Raw genomic sequence first — 22,136 nt, 5'->3', positions numbered from 1 at the left:
TGGTTGCAAGAAAACCATTTCCATTTTGAACCTAAAAATGATTAAGTATAATTTATTATTTGATGCAGTTTAACGCTACGCATCATGGTAGTCTGGGTCTTTCACCCACTTTGTTCCGGCTTGCTATTTCAGACGGAACCTGAGACGACAACACAGCTTTCCGCGCCAGCGCGTCCTTCGCCTTTTGTCCGGAAGTTGTTTCCGTTTATGTTGCCGCATACGTTGCCTGACGCAGATAATGTGCCTGCGGCCTCTGTCTGACAAAGAGTTTTCCGTGCTCGCTTTACTCAAGGCGAGCAACGGGCATCATTACCGCTTATTACTTTGATAAGCCGCGTAATAACACCAGGGTAGTAGTTTGTAAAAAAACTTATAAGTGAAGAAAAAACATGACTAATGCAAATCGTCCGATATTGAATCTCGACCTCGATCTGCTGAGAACCTTTGTTGCCGTTGCGGATTTGAATACCTTTGCAGCTGCGGCTGCAGCGGTCTGCAGAACCCAGTCGGCAGTAAGTCAACAGATGCAGCGTCTGGAGCAATTAGTAGGTAAAGAGCTGTTTGCCAGACATGGACGTAATAAATTGTTGACCGAGCACGGGATTCAGCTTCTCGGCTATGCCAGAAAAATTTTGCGCTTTAATGATGAAGCCTGTACCTCACTGATGTACAGCAATATTCAGGGCGTACTGACGATCGGCGCTTCCGATGATACGTCTGACACCATCCTGCCTTTCCTGCTGAACCGCGTGACCTCGGTTTATCCCAAACTGGCGATCGATGTGCGCGTTAAGCGTAATCCCTTCATGATGGAAATGTTGAACCAGGGAGAGGTGGATTTGGTGGTGACGACCTCCAGTCCGGGTAATTTTACCCATCAGGTGCTGCGTACATCGCCGACGCTGTGGTATTGCGCAGCGGACTACATTTTTCAGCGTGGCGAAGCCATTCCGTTGGTGCTGCTGGATGAACCCAGCCCGTACCGCGATATGGCCATCGACCATCTGAACGAAGCTGGCATTCCCTGGCGCATCTCTTATGTTGCTTCAACGCTGGCGGCTGTACGCGCGGCGGTAAAAGCGGGGCTTGGCGTGACGGCGCGGCCGGTGGAGATGATGAGTCCTGAACTGCGCGTTATGGGCGCAGCGGAAGGATTGCCGGTACTGCCTGACACGCAATACCTGCTGTGTCGTAACCCGGACAGCGATAACGAGCTGGCGCTGGCGATTTTCAATGCCATGCAGTCAACCAACGATCCTTACAATCTGAGCGCCAATCCCGACGGCACTCTGCTGCTGGACGACGAAGAGTAGTCCGCTGAAGTGTATCTCATTCTCAGACGGAATGGGATGCAGGCCTGTAAACTATCAAAAATAAGCCTTTAGCCTGATAAAACGGGTTAAAGGCTTTTTTATTGCACTTTACCGACGATATTTTCCTTTTTTCATCCTCTTTCACTATCCTGCGTATAAGAAAAATGAAACGCGTTTCATTTTACGCCCGCGCAACATTTTATTTTCCGTCTTTGGCGGTTTGCACCTCTTGCTCCTGCCTGCTACTGCTGTTTTTTTTGGCAAAAAGGGCAAAAGTGTGTTCTGGATCAAGAAAATACCCCTGCCAAGGGGAAGGAAATTAGGGTAATACCTGTCAAAATATGTTTGTTAAATGCGCGATCCATGCAGATGAATACCCGCTACACTTTATTTTTCCGATTCAGACTGAAGCGATTTAGCTGATAATCTGCGCACCATGTGTTAATAAAATGCTGCGCGTGTAAAATAATGTTTGGATACTTTTGTCAAAGTTGACAAAAGGTTATAGAAAGGAGTAAAAAACCCCATAAAATTGCTGCTTAAATGCTAATGACAGCACTGTTTATAAGGTTTTTTATCCTTCCCTTGAATCGTTGTGGTGCGTTTGCTGCCAGCAATAATGCAGGATGCCATCGCCACTTTTGATGAGTAAGCAAAGAGTATGTCAACAGCCACTGAAGTAATCGCTCACCACTGGGCATTCGTTGTTTTTATTGTTATCGCGTTTGGTCTTTGCGCTTTTATGTTGGCCGGTGGATGGTTTTTAGGCGGCAGGGCGCGCGCAAGGCATAAAAATACTCCTTTTGAATCAGGTATCGCTCCGGTCGGCAGCACGCATATGCGCCTGTCGGCGAAATTCTATCTGGTTGCGATGTTCTTCGTTATCTTCGACGTCGAAGCCCTCTTTTTATACGCATGGTCGACCTCAATCCGCGAAAGCGGCTGGGTCGGCTTTGTGGAAGCCTTGATTTTCATTTTGGTGCTGCTGGCTGGTCTGGTTTATCTGGTACGCATCGGCGCGCTGGACTGGGCTCCTGCACGTCGTCGTGTAGTGGTTAAAACCGACACGGTTAGTCACACCAACCCTCATAAGCAGTAATAGCGAGGCATTAAGATGGACTATACGCTCACCCGCATAGACCCGAACGGTGGTGAGAACGACCGTTATCCCCTGCAGAAGCAGGAACTCGTCAGCGATCCTCTTGAGCAGCATGTTCATCGCAGCGTCTATATGGGCAAGCTCGAAAACGCTCTGCACGACATGGTGAACTGGGGACGCAAAAACTCTCTCTGGCCGTATAACTTCGGCCTTTCTTGTTGCTATGTGGAGATGACCACCTCCTTTACTGCGGTGCACGATGTGGCCCGTTTTGGTGCCGAGGTGATGCGTGCTTCCCCCCGCCAGGCTGACTTCATGGTGATCGCCGGAACGCCCTTTACCAAAATGGCGCCGGTTATTCAGCGTTTGTATGACCAGATGCTGGAGCCGAAGTGGGTGATCTCAATGGGCGCCTGCGCCAATTCCGGCGGCATGTATGACATCTATTCCGTGGTGCAGGGCGTGGATAAGTTCCTGCCGGTAGACGTTTACATTCCGGGCTGCCCGCCGCGTCCCGAAGCTTATATGCAGGCGCTGCTGCTGTTGCAGGAATCCATCGGCAAAGAGCGTCGTCCGCTTTCCTGGGTTGTCGGCGATCAGGGCGTTTATCGCGCCAACATGCAGTCAGAGCGTGACAGGAAGCGCGGAGAGCGCATCGCGGTCACTAACCTGCGCACGCCGGACGAAATTTAAGCTAACCGTTTATGGATGGGTTTGTGCCCGCAGCACAACATCACAATTTAATGCGCGGCTCCATCCTGACGCCTTCTCGTGAGCGCCTGATTTCAGGCCGGAATGGTGAATAACGTATGACAGATTTAACCACGCACGATCTCGCTCAGCCAGCATGGCAAACCCGGGACCACCTGGACGATCCGGTGATTGGCGAACTGCGTAACCGTTTTGAGCCGGATGCCTTTACCGTTCAGGCTACCCGCACCGGGATTCCGGTGGTATGGGTTAAGCGTGAACAACTGCTGGAAGTGGGCGCCTTTCTGCGCAAGTTGCCCAAACCCTATGTGATGCTTTACGACCTGCATGGCATGGACGAGCGTTTGCGCACCAACCGCGCCGGTCTGCCCGCTGCGGATTTTTCCGTTTTCTATCATCTGCTGTCGATTGAGCGTAACCGCGACATCATGCTGAAGGTGGCGCTCTCTGAAAACGATCTGCATCTGCCCACCTTCACCAAAATCTGGCCGAACGCCAACTGGTATGAGCGTGAAACCTGGGAGATGTTCGGCATCACCTTTGACGGCCATCCTCACTTGACGCGCATCATGATGCCGCCCACCTGGGAAGGACATCCGCTGCGCAAAGATTACCCGGCGCGCGCCACTGAATTCGATCCCTTTACGCTGACGAAGCAAAAGGAAGATCTGGAGATGGAAGCGCTGACCTTTAAGCCGGAAGAGTGGGGCATGAAGCGCGGCACCGAGAACGAGGACTTTATGTTCCTCAACCTGGGGCCGAACCACCCCTCGGCGCACGGCGCTTTCCGTATTATTTTGCAGCTGGATGGCGAAGAGATCGTCGACTGCGTGCCTGATATTGGTTACCACCATCGCGGCGCAGAGAAGATGGGCGAACGCCAGTCATGGCACAGCTACATTCCCTACACCGATCGCGTGGAATACCTTGGCGGCTGCGTTAATGAAATGCCTTACGTTCTGGCGGTGGAGAAGCTGGCGGGGATCGTCGTGCCGGATCGCGTAAATGTGATTCGCGTAATGCTTTCCGAGCTGTTCCGCATTAACAGCCATCTGCTCTATATCTCCACCTTTATTCAGGACGTCGGCGCCATGACGCCGGTATTCTTTGCCTTTACCGATCGCCAGAAGATTTACGATCTGGTGGAAGCGATCACCGGCTTCCGCATGCACCCGGCCTGGTTCCGCATCGGCGGCGTGGCGCACGACCTGCCGCGAGGCTGGGAGCGTCTGCTGCGTGAATTCCTCGACTGGATGCCGAAGCGCCTGAAAGAGTATGACAAAGCGGCGCTGCGCAACAGCGTACTGGTGGGACGCTCCAAAGGGATCGCCGCCTATAACCTGGAAGAGGCGCTCGCCTGGGGCACCACTGGCGCCGGTTTGCGCGCCACTGGCATCGACTTCGACGTGCGTAAATGGCGTCCTTACTCCGGCTATGAAAATTTCGAGTTTGAAATCCCGGTGGGCGACGGCATCAGTGATGCTTACAGCCGCGTGATGCTGAAAATGGAAGAGATGTGGCAGTCGCTGCGCATTCTGGAGCAGTGCCTGAACAATATGCCGGAAGGCCCGTTCAAAGCGGATCATCCGCTGACCACGCCGCCGCCGAAAGAGCGTACGCTGCAGCACATCGAAACCCTGATTACCCACTTCCTGCAGGTCTCGTGGGGCCCGGTAATGCCGGCTAACGAATCTTTCCAGATGATCGAGGCGACCAAAGGAATCAACAGCTACTACCTGACCAGCGACGGCAGCACCATGAGCTACCGCACCCGCATCCGTACGCCGAGTTTTCCGCATCTTCAGCAGATTCCCTCGGTGATACGTGGCAGCCTGGTATCCGACCTGATCGTTTACCTCGGTAGTATCGATTTTGTTATGTCAGACGTGGACCGCTAATTATGCACGATCAAAAAATTGCCATTCAAACGATTGACCCTAACGAGGTCTTCGTGCTGAGCGAGGAAGAGCGCCACGCTATCGAGCACGAAAAACATCATTACGAAGATGCACGCGCCGCCTCTATCGAGGCGTTGAAGATCGTGCAGAAGCAGCGCGGCTGGGTGCCGGATGGCGCGATTCACGCCATTGCTGAGGTGCTGGATATTCCCGCCAGCGATGTGGAAGGCGTAGCCACTTTCTATAGCCAGATTTTCCGTCAGCCGGTAGGCCGCCATGTGATTCGCTACTGCGACAGCGTGGTCTGTCATATCACCGGTTATCAGGGCATTCAGGCGGCGCTGGAAAAGAATCTGAACATCCGGCCGGGTCAGACCACCACCGACGGACGCTTCACGCTGCTGCCGACCTGCTGCCTTGGCAACTGTGACAAAGGCCCAACCATGATGGTGGATGACGATACCCATGTGCATCTGACACCGGACGGCATCGCCACTTTACTGGAGCAGTATCAATGACAATCAAACAGATCATTCGTACTGCCGAAACCCATCCGCTGACCTGGCGTATGCGCGATGACCAGCAGCCGGTCTGGATTGACGAGTACCGCAGCAAACAGGGTTACGCGGGCGCGGAAAAAGCGCTGAAGTCACTGGCTCCCGATGAGATCGTGGCGCTGGTGAAAGATTCCGGTCTGAAAGGACGCGGCGGCGCAGGCTTCTCCACCGGTCTGAAGTGGAGCCTGATGCCGAAAGATGAATCCATGAACATCCGTTACCTGCTGTGTAACGCCGATGAGATGGAGCCGGGCACCTATAAAGACCGTTTGCTGATGGAACAGATGCCGCACCAGCTGGTGGAAGGGATGCTGATCAGCGCCTTCGCGCTGAAGGCGTATCGCGGCTATATCTTCCTGCGCGGCGAATATATCGAGGCGGCGGTGAATCTGCGTCGCGCCATTGCGGAAGCCACCGAAGCGGGCTTTATTGGCAAAAACATTCTTGGCACCGGCTTCGACTTCGAGCTGATTGTGCATACCGGCGCAGGCCGCTACATCTGCGGCGAAGAAACGGCGCTGATCAACTCGCTGGAAGGCCGTCGCGCCAACCCACGTTCCAAGCCGCCGTTCCCCGCTTCGGCTGGCGCATGGGGTAAACCCACTTGTGTTAATAACGTGGAAACGCTGTCGAACGTGCCGTCCATTCTGGCGAACGGCGTGGAGTGGTACAAAGGGCTGTCGAAAAGCGACGATGCCGGCACCAAAATGATGGGCTTCTCCGGCCGCGTGAAAAACCCCGGCGTCTGGGAGCTGCCTTTTGGTATTACCGCGCGTGAAATCCTTGAGGATTATGCTGGCGGCATGCGCGACGGTCTGCGCTTCAAAGCCTGGCAGCCGGGCGGCGCGGGCACCGATTTCCTGACCGAGCAGCATCTCGACCTGCCGATGGAGTTTGCCAGCATCGGTAAAGCGGGCAGCCGTCTTGGCACGGCGCTGGCGATGGCGGTCGATCACGAGATCAACATGGTATCGCTGGTGCGCAACCTGGAAGAGTTTTTTGCCCGTGAATCCTGCGGCTGGTGTACGCCGTGTCGCGACGGCCTGCCGTGGAGCGTAAAAATCTTGCGCGCGCTGGAAGAGGGCAAAGGTCAGCCGGGCGATATCGAAACGCTGCAGCAGCTCTGTCGCCAGCTCGGTCCGGGCAAAACCTTTTGTGCTCACGCACCCGGCGCGGTCGAGCCGCTGCAAAGCGCGATCAAATATTTCCGTGAAGAGTTTGAGGCTGGCATTGCGCCGCAGGTGTTTGGCAATACGCACGCGATCGGCGGTATCCAGCCGAACCTGCTGAAGGCGCGCTGGTAATCGTCGCGCAGAGGGAACAGAGCCGTTCCCCCGCTTTACGGGCGCCACGGCGTGGCAATACCAGGAATTATGATTAACGCTCGTAGCGATACGAGCCTTACGGAAGCATGTTCACTATGGCTACAATCCATGTAGACGGTAAAGAATATCAGGTGGATGGAGCGGACAACCTGTTGCAGGCGTGTCTCTCTCTCGGGCTTGATATTCCCTATTTTTGCTGGCATCCGGCGCTGGGAAGCGTGGGAGCCTGCCGCCAGTGCGCGGTAAAGCAATTCCAGAATGCCGAAGATACCCGCGGCCGTCTCGTCATGTCCTGCATGACGCCGGCCTCTGACGGCACCTTTATCTCCATTGATGACGGCGAAGCGAAAGAGTTTCGTGAGAGCGTGGTGGAGTGGCTGATGACCAACCATCCACACGACTGTCCAGTCTGTGAAGAGGGCGGCAACTGTCATCTGCAGGATATGACGGTGATGACCGGCCACAGCTTCCGCCGCTACCGCTTTACCAAGCGCACCCATCGCAATCAGGATCTCGGTCCCTTTATCTCTCACGAGATGAACCGCTGCATCGCCTGCTATCGCTGCGTGCGTTACTACAAAGATTATGCCGACGGCAAAGATCTCGGCGTTTATGGCGCCCATGACAACATCTATTTTGGTCGTCAGGAAGAGGGCACGCTGGAGAGCGAATTTTCCGGCAACCTGGTCGAGATTTGCCCGACCGGCGTATTTACCGATAAAACCCACTCCGAACGTTACAACCGTAAATGGGACATGCAGTTCGCGCCGAGCATCTGCCAGCAGTGCAGCGTCGGCTGCAACACCAGTCCGGGTGAACGTTATGGCGAACTGCGCCGCATTGAGAACCGCTACAACGGTACGGTTAACCACTATTTCCTCTGTGACCGCGGCCGCTTTGGCTACGGCTACGTCAACCGCGCCGATCGCCCACGTCATCCGATGCAGCGACGCGGCAACGATTGGATCACGATTAACGCCGAGCAGGCGGTTAATGTGGCGGCGGACGTGTTGCGCCAGGCGAAAAAGGTGATCGGTATCGGTTCGCCGCGCGCCAGTATTGAAAGCAACTTCGCCCTGCGTGAACTGGTAGGCGCGGGAAATTTCTCCACCGGCATGCCGGCGGGTGAGCAGGCGCGGCTTGAGCTGATGCTGAAAGTGCTGCGTGAAGGCGGCATTTATACCCCGTCGCTGCGTGAGATTGAAAGCTACGATGCGGTGTTGGTGCTGGGCGAAGATCTGACGCAGGTCGGCGCGCGCGTCGCGCTCTCGGTGCGTCAGGCGGTCAAAGGCAAAGCGCGTGAAATGGCAGCGGCGCAAAAAGTGGCCGACTGGCAGATCGCCGCGATCCTCAACATTGGCCAGCACGCTAAACATCCGCTATTCGTCACCAACGTCGATGAAACCCGGCTCGATGATATCGCTGCCTGGAGCTATCGGGCGCCGGTTGAAGATCAGGCGCGTCTCGGCTTTGCCATTGCCCATGCGCTGGATGAAAGCGCGCCAGCGGTTACGGGCCTTGAGCGCAGCCTGGAAAGCAAGCTGGACGTGGTGGTGCAGGCGCTGGCAGGGGCGAAAAAGCCGCTGATTATTTCCGGCACCCATTCAGGCAGCAGCGCGATGATCGAAGCGGCTGCCAACGTCGCCAGAGCGCTGAAAGCACGCGGCACCGACGTAGGCATCACGCTGCTCGCGTCCCATGCCAACAGCGTGGGTTTGGGCCTGATGGGCGGCAATACCCTTGATGACGCCCTGGAGCAGTTGCGCCGCGGCGAGGCCGATGCGCTGGTGGTGTTAGAGAACGATCTTTATCGCCATGCGCCAAGAACGCAGATCGATGCGGCGCTGGCAAACACCGCCAACGTGATTGTTGTCGATCATCAACGTACCGCGACGCTGGAGAAAGCGGGGCTGATCCTCTCTACCGCCAGCTTTGCCGAAAGCGATGGCACTTCGATCAACCATGAAGGACGCGCCCAGCGCTTCTTCCAGGTTTACGATCCTTCCTATTACGACCACAGCATTGTAATGCTGGAAAGCTGGCGTTGGCTGCATTCGGTGCACAGCATGGTAGAAAGCCGTGAGGTGGACTGGACGCAGCTTGATCATGTCATCGATGCGGTGATTACTGCGCTGCCGCAGCTGAAAGGCATCAAGGAGGCTGCGCCTGACGCCAGCTTCCGCATTCGCGGTCAGAAACTGGCGCGCTCGCCGCACCGTTCCAGCGGACGTACCGCGGCGCGCGCGAATATCAGCGTGCACGAACCGCGTCAGCCCAAAGATCAGGACAGCATGTTCGCCTTCTCGATGGAAGGCAACAACCAGCCAGGCGCGCCGCGGTCGCAAATTCCGTTTGCCTGGGCGCCAGGCTGGAACTCCCCGCAGGCGTGGAACAAGTTCCAGGATGAAGTGGGCGGTAAGCTGCGTAACGGCGATCCGGGCGTGCGTCTGTTTGAGCGCGGTAACGGCCAGCTTGAGTGGTTTACTCGCGTGCCCGATGCCTTTACCAGTAACGAAGGCTGGCGCGTCGCTCCTTACTACCAGCTGTTTGGCAGTGAAGAGATGTCGCAGCGCTCGCCAGTTTTCCAGCAGCGTATGCCGCAGCCGATGTTGGTGATCAACCCGAACGATGCCGCCAGACTGGGCGTAAACAACGGCGCGTCCGTGGAGTTTACCTGCTCCGGTGAAACGCTGCGTCTGCCGGTACGCTTTTCCAGCGCATTGCAGGCAGGGCAGGTGGGTCTGCCGCTCGGTATGCCGGGCGTTCCGCCTTTCCTCTCCGGCGCTCAAATTGACAAACTGCAGGAGGCGGCGCAATGAGCTGGTTGACACCGGACGTTATTGAAATTCTGCTGGGTATCCTGAAGGCGATCGTCATCCTGCTGGTGGTGGTGGCCTGCGGCGCCTTTATGAGTTTTGCCGAGCGTCGTCTGCTCGGCCTGTTCCAGAACCGTTACGGGCCGAACCGGGTCGGCTGGGGCGGCTCGCTGCAGCTGGCTGCGGACATGATCAAAATGTTCTTCAAGGAAGACTGGGTTCCCCACTTTGCCGATCGCGCTATCTTTACCCTGGCGCCGGTTATCGCCTTTGTTTCCCTGCTGCTGGCGTTCGCCATCGTGCCGGTCTCCCCCACCTGGATGGTGACCGATCTCAACATCGGGCTGCTGTTTTTCTTGATGATGGCGGGTCTGGCGGTCTATGCGGTGCTGTTCGCTGGCTGGTCGAGCAACAACAAGTACTCGCTATTGGGAGCGATGCGCGCCTCGGCGCAAACCCTGAGCTATGAAGTGTTTCTCGGGCTGTCGCTGATGGGCGTGGTGGCGCAGGCGGGTTCGTTCAATATGAACGACATCGTCAATAGCCAGGCTCACCTGTGGAACATCATCCCGCAGTTCTTTGGCTTCCTGACGTTCTGTATCGCCGGGGTCGCGGTGTGTCACCGTCATCCATTTGACCAGCCGGAAGCGGAGCAGGAACTGGCGGACGGTTACCACATCGAATATGCCGGTATGAAATTCGGCCTGTTCTTTGTGGGTGAGTATGTTGCGATTACCACCGTTTCAGCGCTGATCGTCACCCTGTTTTTCGGTGGCTGGCACGGTCCGTGGCTGCCGCCGTTCATCTGGTTCGCGCTTAAAACGGCGTTCTTTATGATGATGTTTATCCTGATTCGTGCTGCGCTTCCGCGTCCACGCTATGACCAGGTGATGTCGTTCGGCTGGAAAGTTTGTCTGCCGTTGACGCTGTTGAACCTGCTGGCAACTGCCGCAGTGATTCTGTACAACGCGCAGTAAGGGGTTTAACGAAATGACATTGAAAGAGATTATCGTTGGTTTCGGGACCACGGTTCGCAGCATCTTGATGATCGGCAGCCACGCCTTCGCCAAACGCGAAACGCAAATGTACCCGGAAGAGCCGGTTTACCTGCCGCCGCGCTGGCGTGGCCGTATCGTGCTGACGCGCGATCCGGACGGCGAAGAGCGCTGCGTAGCCTGTAACCTCTGCGCGGTAGCCTGTCCGGTGAGCTGTATTTCGCTGCAAAAGGCGGAGACTAAAGATGGCCGCTGGTATCCGGAATTCTTCCGCATTAACTTCTCGCGCTGCATTTTTTGCGGTATGTGCGAAGAAGCCTGCCCGACGACCGCCATTCAGCTGACCCCGGATTTTGAGATGGGTGAGTTTAAGCGTCAGGATCTGGTATATGAGAAGGATGACCTGCTGATTTCCGGTCCGGGCAAATACCCGGAATATAACTTCTACCGCATGGCAGGATTGGCGATCGAAGGGAAAGACAAAGGCGACGCGGAAAACGAAGCCAAACCTATCGACGTCAAAGGCTTGTTACCTTAAGGAGCCAGGCATGGAATTTGCGTTTTATCTTTGCGGTCTGGTGACGGTGCTGACGACCTTGCGCGTCATTACCCACACTAACCCGGTACATGCGCTGCTGTACCTGATCGTCTCGCTGCTCTCGATCGCCGGCGTGTTCTTCTCGCTCGGCGCCTATTTTGCCGGGGCGCTGGAGATCATCGTGTACGCAGGCGCCATTATGGTGCTGTTTGTTTTCGTGGTGATGATGCTCAACCTGGGTAAATCTGCGGAGGCTCAGGAGCGTCAGTGGCTGCATCCTTCCCTCTGGATCGGTCCGGGCATCGTTTCGCTGCTGCTGCTGCTGGTGATGATTTACGCGATCATGACCGCTAACGATCGGGGTATCGACGGCACGGTGATCGACGCGAAAGCGGTCGGCATCAGCCTGTTTGGTCCCTATGTTCTGGCCGTGGAGCTGGCATCTATGCTGCTGCTGGCGGGGCTGGTGGTCGCGTTCCACATCGGACGTGAAGAGCGTCGTGGCGAGGTGCTGAACAATCGCGTCTCTGATGCCGCGCAAGCCAATAAGGAGGAGCAGGCATGATCCCTTTACAACATGGGTTAATTCTGGCCGCAGTGCTGTTTGTCCTCGGGCTGACATCGCTGGTGTTGCGCCGCAACCTGCTGTTTATGCTGATCGGTCTGGAAATCATGATCAACGCCGCGGCGCTGGCGCTGGTGGTGGCAGGCAGCTACTGGGGACAGGCCGACGGTCAGGTAATGTATATCCTGGCAATCAGCCTTGCGGCCGCAGAAGCCAGTATCGGTCTGGCGCTGCTGCTCCAGCTCCATCGTCGTCGTCAGACGCTGAACATTGACATAGTGAGCGAGATGCGCGGATGAATCTTCTCTACTTAACCATATTATTTCCGCTGATCGGCTATCTGCTGTTGGCGTTTTCCCGTGGACGCTGGTCGGAGAACCTCTCGGCAGCGGTGGGGATGGGCTCGGTGGGCCTGGCGGCGCTGGTTACCGTCTGGGTCGGCCTCGACTTCTTCAACAACGGCCAGCAAGTGTTTAACCAGGCGCTCTGGACCTGGATGCATGTCGGCAACTTTGATATCAAAGTGAATCTGACGCTGGATGGCCTGTCGCTGACCATGCTGTCTGTAGTTACCGGCGTGGGCTTCCTGATTCACATGTTCGCCAGCTGGTATATGCGTGGGGAAGAGGGCTATTCGCGCTTCTTCGCCTATACCAACCTGTTTATCGCCAGCATGGTTGTTCTGGTGCTGGCCGATAACCTGATGTTGATGTATCTGGGCTGGGAAGGGGTAGGCCTCTGCTCTTATCTGCTGATTGGTTTCTACTATTCCAATCCGGATAACGGCAAAGCGGCGATGAAAGCTTTCATCATCACCCGTGTCGGCGACGTCTTCCTGGCGTTCGCGCTGTTCATTCTTTATAACGAGCTGGGCACGCTGAACTTCCACGAAATGATGGCGCTGGCGCCGACGCACTTTGCCGCTGATAACCACATGCTGCAGTGGGCGACGCTGATGCTGCTTGGCGGCGCGGTGGGTAAATCGGCTCAGCTGCCGTTACAAACCTGGCTGGCGGACGCGATGGCTGGCCCGACGCCGGTTTCAGCGCTGATCCATGCGGCGACCATGGTGACCGCGGGCGTTTATCTCATCGCGCGTACTCACGGTCTGTTCCTGCTGACGCCGGACGTGCTGCATCTGGTCGGGATTGTCGGGGCGATTACCCTGGTGCTGGCCGGTTTTGCCGCTCTGGTGCAAACCGATATCAAACGCGTGCTGGCCTACTCCACCATGAGTCAGATCGGCTATATGTTCCTGGCGCTGGGCGTGCAGGCGTGGGACGCGGCGATTTTCCACCTGATGACGCACGCCTTCTTTAAAGCGCTGCTGTTCCTTTCTTCCGGCTCCGTGATTCTGGCCTGTCACCATGAGCAGAACATCTTCAAGATGGGCGGCCTGCGTAAAAGCATTCCGCTGGTCTATGCCTGCTTCCTGGTGGGCGGCGCCGCGCTGGCCGCGCTGCCGCTGGTGACCGCCGGGTTCTACAGTAAAGATGAAATTCTGTTCGGCGCATTGGCTAACGGACACATCAATCTGATGGTGGCCGGTCTGGTGGGGGCGTTCCTGACCTCTATTTATACCTTCCGCATGATCTTTATCGTGTTCCACGGCAAAGAGCAGATTCATGCTCATGCGGGTAAAGGCATTACTCATCATCTGCCGCTGATTGTGCTGCTGGTGCTGTCGACCTTTATCGGCGCGCTGATTACGCCGCCGCTCGCTGGCGTACTGCCGCAAAGCGAGCCGGGCGAAGCGGGCAAGGTGGGGCTGGAGATCGCTTCAGGCGTGGTGGCGCTGGCCGGCATTCTGATTGCAGCGGCACTCTGGCTGGGCAAACGCCAGCTGGTGAGCAGCGTGGCGAACAGCGCGCCGGGCCGTTTCTTCGGCACCTGGTGGTTTGCCGCCTGGGGCTTTGACTGGCTCTACGACAAAGTCTTCGTTAAACCTTACCTCGGTATCGCCTGGTTGTTACATCGCGATCCGCTCAATTCGCTGCTGAACCTGCCGGCGCTGATTTCACGTGTCGCCAACAAAGGTCTGGTGGTAAGTGAAAACGGCTATCTGCGCTGGTATGTGGCGTCGATGAGCGTGGGCGCTGTGGTGGTGCTGGCGCTGATGCTGGTGGTTTAAGGTTGATGAGCGGGGTGAGAGTTTCTTTCATCCCATCGGACAAGTAAAAATTGCCTGAGTAATGAGCGTCATCGGCGCAGCCAGTTTCGTTGCCGCCAGCGCGCAGCAACCGGAGCGTACTGAAGTACGTGAGGATTGCGAGCACTGCTGGCAACGAAACTGGCAAGTAAGATAGCTCATAAAAGGGACACATAAGGGAAATACCTCAGTGCTATTACCGTGGCTAATCATAATCCCCTTTGTCGGTGGCCTGCTCTGCTGGCTGGTTGAGCGTTTTGGCGTTAAAACGCCGCGCTGGATCGCGCTGATCACTATGGGGTTAACCCTGGCGCTTTCACTGCAGCTCTGGTTGCAGGGAGGCTATACCTTGACGCAGGCGGCGGGCGTGCCGCAGTGGCAATCGACCTTCTCGGTGCCATGGATCCCGCGTTTCGGCATCCATTTCCATCTGGCGCTGGATGGTTTGTCGCTGCTGATGGTGGTGCTGACCGGTCTGCTCGGCCTGATGGCGGTGCTCTGTTCCTGGAACGAGATTGAAAAATATCAGGGCTTTTTCCACCTCAACCTGATGTGGATCCTCGGCGGCGTGATCGGCGTGTTTCTTGCCATCGACATGTTCCTGTTCTTCTTCTTCTGGGAAATGATGCTGGTGCCGATGTACTTCCTCATCGCGCTCTGGGGTCACAAAGCTTCTGACGGTAAAACGCGTATCACTGCCGCTACCAAGTTTTTTATCTATACCCAGTCCTCAGGCCTGGTCATGTTGATCGCCATTCTCGGGCTGGTGTTTGTCCATTACAATGCCACCGGCGTCTGGACCTTCAACTATGAAGAACTGTTGAAAACGCCGATGTCGCGTACCGTTGAGTTTCTGCTGATGCTCGGCTTCTTCGTGGCGTTTGCGGTGAAAATGCCGGTGGTGCCGCTGCACGGCTGGCTGCCGGATGCGCACAGCCAGGCGCCGACGGCGGGTTCCGTTGACCTCGCCGGGATTTTGTTGAAAACCGCCGCTTATGGTCTGCTGCGCTTCAGCCTGCCGCTGTTCCCTAACGCCTCCGCAGAGTTCGCTCCTGTGGCCATGTGGCTCGGCGTGCTCGGGATTTTCTACGGCGCGTGGATGGCCTTTGCGCAGACCGATATCAAACGCCTTATCGCCTACACCTCTGTCTCCCATATGGGCTTTGTGCTGATCGCCATTTATACCGGCAGCCAGCTGGCGTTCCAGGGCGCGGTGGTGCAGATGATCGCGCACGGTCTCTCGGCCGCCGCACTGTTTATCCTGTGCGGTCAGCTCTATGAGCGACTGCATACGCGCGACATGCGTCAGATGGGCGGCCTCTGGTCACGCATCAAATGGATTCCGGGCCTGTCGCTGTTCTTTGCGGTGGCAAACCTGGGGATGCCGGGCACCGGTAACTTTGCCGGTGAGTTTATGATCCTGACCGGCAGCTTCCAGGTGGTGCCGGTGATTATTGTGGTGGGCACCTTCGGTCTGGTTTTCGCCTCGGTTTACTCGCTGATTATGATGCAGCGTGCCTACTACGGAACGCCTAAATCACAGGATCCGCTGCCGGGTATGTCGGCGCGTGAGTTCATGATTATCATGGTGCTGGTGGTTCTGCTGGTGCTGTTGGGCATCTACCCGCAGCCGATTCTGGATACCTCACATGCTGCAATGAGTAATATTCAGCAGTGGTTTACCGCTTCAATTTCAACTACAAGGCCGTAATTCGCCATGACAATAACTCCTCAACAATTGATCGCGTTGCTGCCACTGTTGATCGTCGGATTGACGGTGGTGGTTGTGATGCTGTCCATTGCGTGGCGACGCAACCACTTCGTTAACGCCACGCTGACGGTAATTGGTCTGAACCTGGCGCTGCTGTCGCTTTACTTTGTGGGTCAGGTTGACCCGATGGACGTGACGCCGCTGCTGCGCGTTGATGGCTACTCGATGTTTTACATCGGGCTGGTAATGCTGGCGAGCCTGGCAACCTGTACCTTTGCCTATCCGTGGCTCACGGACTTCCCGGACAACACCGATGAGTTCTACCTGCTGGTGCTGATTGCCGCAATGGGCGGCGTAGTGTTGGCCTGCGCAAACCATCTCGCCTCGCTGTTTATCGGTATCGAGCTGCTGTCGCTGCCGCTGTTCGGGATGATCGGCTACGCCTTTCGCCAGAAACGTTCGCTGGAGGCAGCGCTTAAATATACCATTCTGTCAGCGGCGGCCTCATCGTTCCTGCTGTTTGGTATCGCGCTGATCTATGCGGATTCCGGCAACCTGAGCTTTGTCCAGCTGGGTCAGAGTCTCAACGACAATGTGATTCAGCAGCCGCTGCTGCTGGTCGGGCTGGGCATGCTGATTATCGGCCTGGGCTTTAAACTGTCGCTGGTGCCGTTCCACCTCTGGACGCCGGACGTGTATCAGGGCGCGCCCGCGCCGGTTTCGACCTTCCTGGCAACCGCCAGCAAGATCGCTATCTTTGCCGTGGTGATGCGTCTGTTTATGTACGCGCCGGTGACCGACAGCGAAGCGGTACGCACTGTGCTGGGCCTGATCGCCTTCGTCTCCATTTTGTTCGGCAACCTGATGGCGATTTCTCAGAGCAACATCAAGCGTCTGCTGGGTTACTCCTCTATCGCCCATCTCGGTTATCTGATGGTGGCGCTGATTGCGGTGAAAACCCATCAGCTGTCGCTGGAGACCGCAGGCGTCTATCTGGCCGGTTATCTGTTCAGCAGCCTGGGCGCCTTCGGCGTGGTCAGCCTGATGTCCAGCCCGTACCGTGGTCCCGATGCCGATTCGCTCTACTCTTATCGCGGCCTGTTCTGGCACCGTCCGATTTTCTCGGCGGCGATGACCATCATGATGCTTTCGCTGGCAGGTATTCCGATGACGCTGGGCTTTATCGGTAAGTTCTACGTTATCGCCTCTGGTGTGAATGCCGATCTCTGGTGGCTGACCGCCGCCGTGGTGGTGGGCAGCGCCATCGGTCTTTACTACTATCTGCGTGTTACCGTCAGCCTCTACCTCAGCCCGCCAGAGCGCTATACCCGTGATACGCCCGCTAACTGGGCCTTTACGGCAGGCGGCGTGGTGGTGCTGATCTCCGCTATTCTGGTGCTGGTGCTGGGTATCTATCCGCAACCGCTTATCCACCTGGTGCAGATGGCACAGCCGCTGATGTAATCAGCGTATCGATAAAACGAATCAGGCCCACGGGCCTGATTTTTTTTACCTTTGCTTGAAACAAAACGCTGATTGTCAAACCACAGAGAACCTGTTTAGGATTGTGCGCACAGAGGTATCACAGGAGGAAAACATGGAAATCAGCTGGCAAGACTTGTCTCACCCTGAACTGGATATGCAGACGCTTTATAACCTGCTGGCGCTGCGGAATGCGGTGTTTATCGTCGAGCAAAACTGCCCCTATCAGGATCTTGATGGACGCGATTTACAGGGCGAAAACCGTCATATTCTCGGCTGGAAGCAGGGCGCGCTGATTGCCTGCGCGCGTATCCTGACGCCAGCCAGTGCGGATGAGCCGGTTGCTATCGGCCGCGTAGTGGTTTCGCCGGATGCGCGCGGTCTGAATCTCGGTTACCGGCTGATGGAGCAGGCGCTGATGAGCTGCGCGCAGCACTGGCCGCAGCATGATGTTTACATTTCAGCACAGGCGCATCTGCAATCTTTCTATCAAAAGCTGGGCTTCCGGGCGCAGGGCGATATCTACCTGGAAGATGATATTCCGCATATCGCCATGGTGCGTAGCGCCGAAACGGCCTGGTTGTAAGCGTCACTCCCGTCACAGCCTGAAAATTAATCCGCGCAGAGCGCAGCTTTTTCCCGAGTGGTTCTGGTAACAACCCGCAGAATTGCTAGTTTTTATCTATGTTCCTTTCGCCTGAAGGGTGAGGACGCGTGATAAAGCTGATTTTTCTGTTAACCGGCGCGCAGGTGTTAAAAGCACGATGGTACTGGCTGGCCGTGGGCGGTTTGCTGCTGATGATCCTCGGACTGCTGATTTTCAAGGATATCGCTGACGATGGCCTGCTCTCAGTACCGCTGGATACCCTGGCGATTTTGCTGATCGTTGAGGGATTAGTACAGATTGCCGTGGCGCTTATCGGCGGCTTGCGTATTGCGAAAGAAACCCTGCTGAAAGGGCTTAGCTTTCTGTTTATCGCTTTTCTGATCTTTAATGTCCCGTCCGATAACAATGACGTTTCCGCCATCCTGTTCGGTATCGCTTTTTTCACCGATGGTCTGCTGCGGATTGTCTCATCGCTGGTGCTGCGCGGCTTACGCTGGCACAAGCGATGCCTGACAGGGATTGCCGAACTGATCCTCAGCCTGGTGATCCTCAGCGACTGGCCGTTTCACCACCATATCGGCGTGCCGCTCTGCTTTGCGCTGATGCTGCTGAGCAGCGGCATCACCCTGTTATTGATGGCGCGTCAGATATGGCAACTCAGCGAAGAGTGCTCGGTCACCTCGCTGAAGCTCTATCACGCGTCGGGCCTGCGCAAATGGCACGGTAGTCACTACCACCATCCGCCATTTCCCGCTCAACCGCCTGATCTACCGCTGACGGTCTATGTCTGGACGCCGGTCGGCTCGGCAGTGGTGCGCAATCGCTATCCGCTGATCGATCGCTACATTGCCGCCGTGGATCATCGCGGGGTGGTTTCTACCGGCCACGCTGCGCTGGCGATGCCGCCGGGCTGCTATATCAGTCACTACCCCTTAAAAGAGATCCCCCGGGATGCCAGCCGCTTTCGCGCCATCCTGCGCGCCGGTGAAGATAACGATGTCGCCGGACGATTTCTGCCTTCATTACAGGAGGAAGTGGCTGACTGGTGTCAGCCGGATCAACAGGTGCCGTTTGCCCGTTATAACTCGCGGGCGCTGCACCATTTCTGGCAAAGCTACTCGGCCGACAGCACCTATAACCTGACCTCGCGCAACTGCTCTTCTACCGTGATTCAGGCGGTGGACGTGGCCGTTGAGGGTATCCTTGCGCAGCGCGCTTTCGCCGGGCTGCGCCTGCTGGCGGATCCGAATTTCTGGCTGTTGGGGCTGGTACGCGGGCGCGCCGAAGAGATGACCTGGACGCCGGGTCTGGTGCTGGATTACGTGCGTCTGCTGAAGCGGGTGATTGAGCCGCAGCACAGCGGGAGCGGGTATCGCCGCATACAGGATGCGCTGCGTTTGCGGCGGCGGCTGTGGCGTCAGGATAGTGCGGCAGGGAAAGGCACTGCCCGCGGGCAGGTGGAATGAATCGGGCAACCGCCGCGGTATTACTGGCCGTGACGATTTTTGGTCTCACCTACGGGCTCAGCGCGCCGCTTATCGCCCTGCGGCTGGCAGCTCAGGGATACAGCGAAGCCCTTATCGGCATTAACGCCGCTATGCACGCCCTGGGCGTATTGCTGATCGCTCCCTTTTTGCCCTGGTTTTACCGCTATTTTTCCCCGCGCGGCCTGCTGATGGGCGCGCTGGTAGCGGCTGCATCTCTCCTGACGTTTTTTCCGCTGCTGCCGGTCTGGTGCAGCTTTTTGCTGCGCCTGCTGCTGGGGATGGCGACCGAATTAATCCTGGTCGTGACGGAAACCTGGCTGAATCAGCAAAGTCCGGATCGGCAGCGGGCGAAAACGCTGGCGACCTATACCGCCGTGCTTTCGCTGGGCTTTGCTCTGGGGCCGGTTGTTCTCAGTGTGCAGGGAACGGGGAGCGGCGCCTTTGTTACCGCTGCCGCGCTGGCGCTGTTAGCGGCGTTGAGCCTGACGCGTACACCGCTGTCCGGGCTACAACGTCACACAGATACACAGCGTTCATTCACCGGCTGGTTGGGCATCATGCCGCTGGCGCTGGCGGCCACCCTGTTGAATGCCGCACTGGAAACGGCGGGGATGAATCTGCTGGCGGTTTACGCTATGAATCTCGGCTGGCCTGAGGCTGAGGCGACCTCGCTGATCGCGATTCTGCTGTTTGGCGCTATTGTTTTGCAGTTGCCGGTGGGCTGGCTGGCGGATCGCATCGAACGACGTCGGCTGGTGGTGGTGCTGGCGGCGCTCTCCACGCTGGGTGCGCTGGCCTGGCCGCTGGCATTGCAACATCCCTGGCTGGCGCGCGCGTTGCTGTTCTGCTGGGGCGGGGCCTTTGTCGGCATCTATACCGTCATTCTGACGCTGATCGGTCAGTGTTTTCAGGGTACGGCGCTGGCAGGCGCTTATGCAGCGCTGTCGGTTGCCTGGGGCCTCGGCGCGCTGGCAGGGCCGATGCTGGGCGGCATCGCGATGTCGTTGACGCCACAGGGGCTGCCCTGGCTGGCGGCGCTGCTCTGCGCGGCTTTTACCCTGTTTGCCGCGCTGCGCCGTAAGCCTGACAGTATTTAAACACGCTGAAACAGAACGGGCGAAGTCCAGTCGGCTTCGCCCGTTTCACTTAGCCCGGTGTCATCTGCCGGTCATCAACGTATTTACGCTGGTCCGGCGCGGGCGGGAAGTATTGATAAAGCCAGGTTTCGCTCAGCGTCTCCTCTTTGGTACGCAGGAACAGGCGCATATCTACCGGGGTAGTGGCGTCGCTGTTCGGGTACCAGTCGAAAAGGATGCGGTAGCCTTTTAGCGGTTCCACATAGAGGATCTCGACCTGCTTGATAGTACCGGAAGAGACGGTAATGACCGGTTCGATGCCTTTCGGCGCAGCGGCCTGCAAATCGCCGCCGATGAAATCCACAGCGAAGCGACGGCACCAGACTTCCGGGAAGTGCTCGCCCGGCGCCCAGCCTTCTGGGAAGCCGCCGTTGCCGGTGCGCGTGGCATCGACGCGCGCCAGACCGCTGCGTACCGGCGGCAATCCGCTCCAGTAAAGTTTGTACTGGAAGCCCAGCTCGCTGCCTGCTTTGATCGGCTCCGCTGGCTGCCAGAAGCAGACCACGTTATCCAGAGTTTCGCCAGTGGTAGGGATCTCCATTAGATTGATGGCGCCTTTGCCCCATTTGCCGACCGGCTCCACCCACAGGCTGGGGCGTTTGTCGTACCAGCCGATCACATCCTGATAATCTTCAAAGTCGTGATTGAGCTGCAACAGGCCGAAGCCGCGCGGGTTTTCGTCCTGGTAAGCGTTGAACTGCAGGCGCTGCGGATTGTTCAGCGGGCGGGCGATCCACTCGCCGTTACCGGTCCACATCGCCAGACGATCGCTGTCGTGAATCTGCGGATGATAGGTATTGCACATGCGGCGCTCATTGGTGCCGCAGCTGAACATGCTGGTCATCGGCGCAATGCCGAGCTGGCGGATTTCCTGGCGCGCGCAGAGGTGATTCTCAACCTCCATTACCACGCGTTTCGGCTCACAGTGAATAGTGAATTTGTAGGCGCCGGTCAGGCTTGGGCCATCCAGCAGGGCATAGGCGGTAAAGGTGGTCTCCTCCGCTTTTGGCGTTTCGAACCAGAAGGCGGTGAAATCCGGAAACTCTTCGTGTCCGTTGCTGAAGGTGTTGACCGCCACGCCGCGCGCCGAGAGGCCGTACTGATAAGTATCGTCCACGGCGCGGAAGTAGCTGGCGCCAAGGAAAGAGACGATGTCACGGCGCGCCAGTTCCGGTTTTTTAAAGGCGCGAAAACCGGCGAAGCCGAGGTCGGTTTTCCCTTCCAGCTGTTTGGTATCGACGTCGGTATCTTTGTAGTTAAACAGCTCGGGGCGGAAATGAATTTCGCGCGCCTCACGGCTGTCAGCATCCACCGAAAACATACGAATGCGGCGTTTGAAGCCCATCCCCACATGAAAGAACTGCACGTCCAGTTCACGATCGGGAATGTTGTTCCAAAGCGAGTGATTGGCATCGTACTGGATGGCGTTATACGCCTGCGGCGTCATGTTGGCCAGGGTGGCGGGCAGGGGGCCAGGCGCGCCGCTCCAGGGCTGTTTGGCCAGCGCGGCGGCTTTCTTTTTCAGAACGTCGAAATCGAAACGCACTGCGGTACCGTCGGCGATGCCATCTTCTGCCCAGGCAGATTGCGCAAACAGTGAGGATAAGCCGGCCATCCCGCTGACGGCGGAAAAAGCCATTGACGCTTTCATAAACATTCTTCGATTCATGCCAGAAACTTTTTCCTTAGCTGTTCGAGTTTGTAGTGACTGTCGTGCTTTTGCACTCTTTGCATTGCCTGTAAACGC

Annotated in this window: 17 protein-coding genes and 1 pseudogene; 17 read left to right on the top strand and 1 reads right to left on the bottom strand. The window is 57.0% G+C overall.

The genetic code is table 11. From position 1 onward, the window contains the following. Positions 1-389: 389 nt before the first annotated feature. The 17 genes and pseudogenes from lrhA to ABU178_RS13210 all read left to right on the top strand — a co-directional run bounded on the left by lrhA (position 390) and on the right by ABU178_RS13210 (position 20,350). On the top strand, positions 390-1,313 hold the full coding sequence (gene lrhA / locus ABU178_RS13290) for a transcriptional regulator LrhA (RefSeq protein WP_007889314.1): 924 nt from the start codon (positions 390-392) through the stop codon (positions 1,311-1,313). 661 nt (positions 1,314-1,974) lie between these two features. Beyond that, on the top strand, positions 1,975-2,412 hold the full coding sequence (locus ABU178_RS13285; protein WP_397215543.1) for an NADH-quinone oxidoreductase subunit A: 438 nt from the start codon (positions 1,975-1,977) through the stop codon (positions 2,410-2,412). A 15-nt stretch (positions 2,413-2,427) separates the two neighbouring features. Beyond that, a complete protein-coding gene (locus ABU178_RS13280) occupies positions 2,428-3,105 on the top strand; it encodes a NuoB/complex I 20 kDa subunit family protein (protein ID WP_397215541.1) in 678 nt (225 codons plus the stop codon). A gap of 102 nt (positions 3,106-3,207) precedes the next feature. Further along, a pseudogene (gene nuoC, locus ABU178_RS13275) lies at positions 3,208-5,021 on the top strand (NADH-quinone oxidoreductase subunit C/D). Between the two features lie 2 nt (positions 5,022-5,023). After that, positions 5,024-5,539, top strand: a complete 516-nt coding sequence (nuoE, locus tag ABU178_RS13270) for an NADH-quinone oxidoreductase subunit NuoE (RefSeq protein WP_397215539.1) — start codon at positions 5,024-5,026, stop codon at positions 5,537-5,539. Positions 5,540-5,541: 2 nt separating this feature from the next. Further along, positions 5,542-6,882, top strand: a complete 1,341-nt coding sequence (nuoF, locus tag ABU178_RS13265) for an NADH-quinone oxidoreductase subunit NuoF (RefSeq protein ID WP_397215805.1) — start codon at positions 5,542-5,544, stop codon at positions 6,880-6,882. Positions 6,883-6,998: 116 nt separating this feature from the next. After that, complete coding sequence (gene nuoG / locus ABU178_RS13260; protein ID WP_397215537.1) at positions 6,999-9,722, top strand: NADH-quinone oxidoreductase subunit NuoG; 2,724 nt, start codon at positions 6,999-7,001, stop codon at positions 9,720-9,722. Further along, positions 9,719-10,696, top strand: coding sequence for an NADH-quinone oxidoreductase subunit NuoH (nuoH, locus tag ABU178_RS13255; RefSeq protein ID WP_397215535.1), 978 nt, complete (start codon positions 9,719-9,721; stop codon positions 10,694-10,696). Before nuoG ends, nuoH begins: the two co-directional genes overlap by 4 nt. A gap of 13 nt (positions 10,697-10,709) precedes the next feature. Further along, positions 10,710-11,252 (top strand): NADH-quinone oxidoreductase subunit NuoI, encoded by a 543-nt coding sequence (gene nuoI / locus ABU178_RS13250; RefSeq protein WP_397215532.1) that lies wholly within the window; start codon positions 10,710-10,712, stop codon positions 11,250-11,252. Between the two features lie 10 nt (positions 11,253-11,262). Then, positions 11,263-11,817, top strand: a complete 555-nt coding sequence (gene nuoJ, locus ABU178_RS13245; RefSeq protein ID WP_397215531.1) for an NADH-quinone oxidoreductase subunit J — start codon at positions 11,263-11,265, stop codon at positions 11,815-11,817. Continuing rightward, the gene (gene nuoK / locus ABU178_RS13240) at positions 11,814-12,116 is read left to right on the top strand and encodes an NADH-quinone oxidoreductase subunit NuoK (RefSeq protein ID WP_397215529.1); all 303 of its coding nucleotides are present in this window, start codon (positions 11,814-11,816) and stop codon (positions 12,114-12,116) included. The genes nuoJ and nuoK overlap by 4 nt, the downstream gene beginning before the upstream one ends. Continuing rightward, positions 12,113-13,948: an NADH-quinone oxidoreductase subunit L gene (nuoL, locus tag ABU178_RS13235; RefSeq protein ID WP_397215527.1), complete on the top strand. Its 1,836-nt coding sequence runs from the start codon at positions 12,113-12,115 to the stop codon at positions 13,946-13,948. The genes nuoK and nuoL overlap by 4 nt, the downstream gene beginning before the upstream one ends. 208 nt (positions 13,949-14,156) lie before the next feature. Next, entirely contained in the window at positions 14,157-15,677 is a 1,521-nt protein-coding gene (gene nuoM / locus ABU178_RS13230; RefSeq protein ID WP_397215525.1) for an NADH-quinone oxidoreductase subunit M, read from the top strand. Positions 15,678-15,683: 6 nt separating this feature from the next. Then, entirely contained in the window at positions 15,684-17,141 is a 1,458-nt protein-coding gene (gene nuoN, locus ABU178_RS13225) for an NADH-quinone oxidoreductase subunit NuoN (protein WP_397215523.1), read from the top strand. Positions 17,142-17,274: 133 nt separating this feature from the next. Next, a complete protein-coding gene (locus ABU178_RS13220; protein WP_397215521.1) occupies positions 17,275-17,745 on the top strand; it encodes a GNAT family N-acetyltransferase in 471 nt (156 codons plus the stop codon). 128 nt (positions 17,746-17,873) lie between these two features. Then, on the top strand, positions 17,874-19,232 hold the full coding sequence (locus ABU178_RS13215; RefSeq protein WP_397215519.1) for an HdeD family acid-resistance protein: 1,359 nt from the start codon (positions 17,874-17,876) through the stop codon (positions 19,230-19,232). Next, positions 19,229-20,350: an MFS transporter gene (locus tag ABU178_RS13210; RefSeq protein ID WP_397215517.1), complete on the top strand. Its 1,122-nt coding sequence runs from the start codon at positions 19,229-19,231 to the stop codon at positions 20,348-20,350. Before ABU178_RS13215 ends, ABU178_RS13210 begins: the two co-directional genes overlap by 4 nt. A gap of 49 nt (positions 20,351-20,399) precedes the next feature. On the opposite strand, the gene ABU178_RS13205 is transcribed toward ABU178_RS13210, so the two are convergent. Continuing rightward, the gene (locus ABU178_RS13205; RefSeq protein WP_397215515.1) at positions 20,400-22,058 is read right to left on the bottom strand and encodes a glucan biosynthesis protein D; all 1,659 of its coding nucleotides are present in this window, start codon (positions 22,056-22,058) and stop codon (positions 20,400-20,402) included. Positions 22,059-22,136: the final 78 nt, after the last annotated feature.

This window comes from Pantoea osteomyelitidis (assembly GCF_044342975.1).
In the GTDB taxonomy this organism is placed as follows: domain Bacteria; phylum Pseudomonadota; class Gammaproteobacteria; order Enterobacterales; family Enterobacteriaceae; genus Pantoea; species Pantoea osteomyelitidis.
The sequence above is the reverse complement of the archived record's forward strand: the minus strand, read 5'-3'. Positions and strand labels throughout refer to the sequence as shown.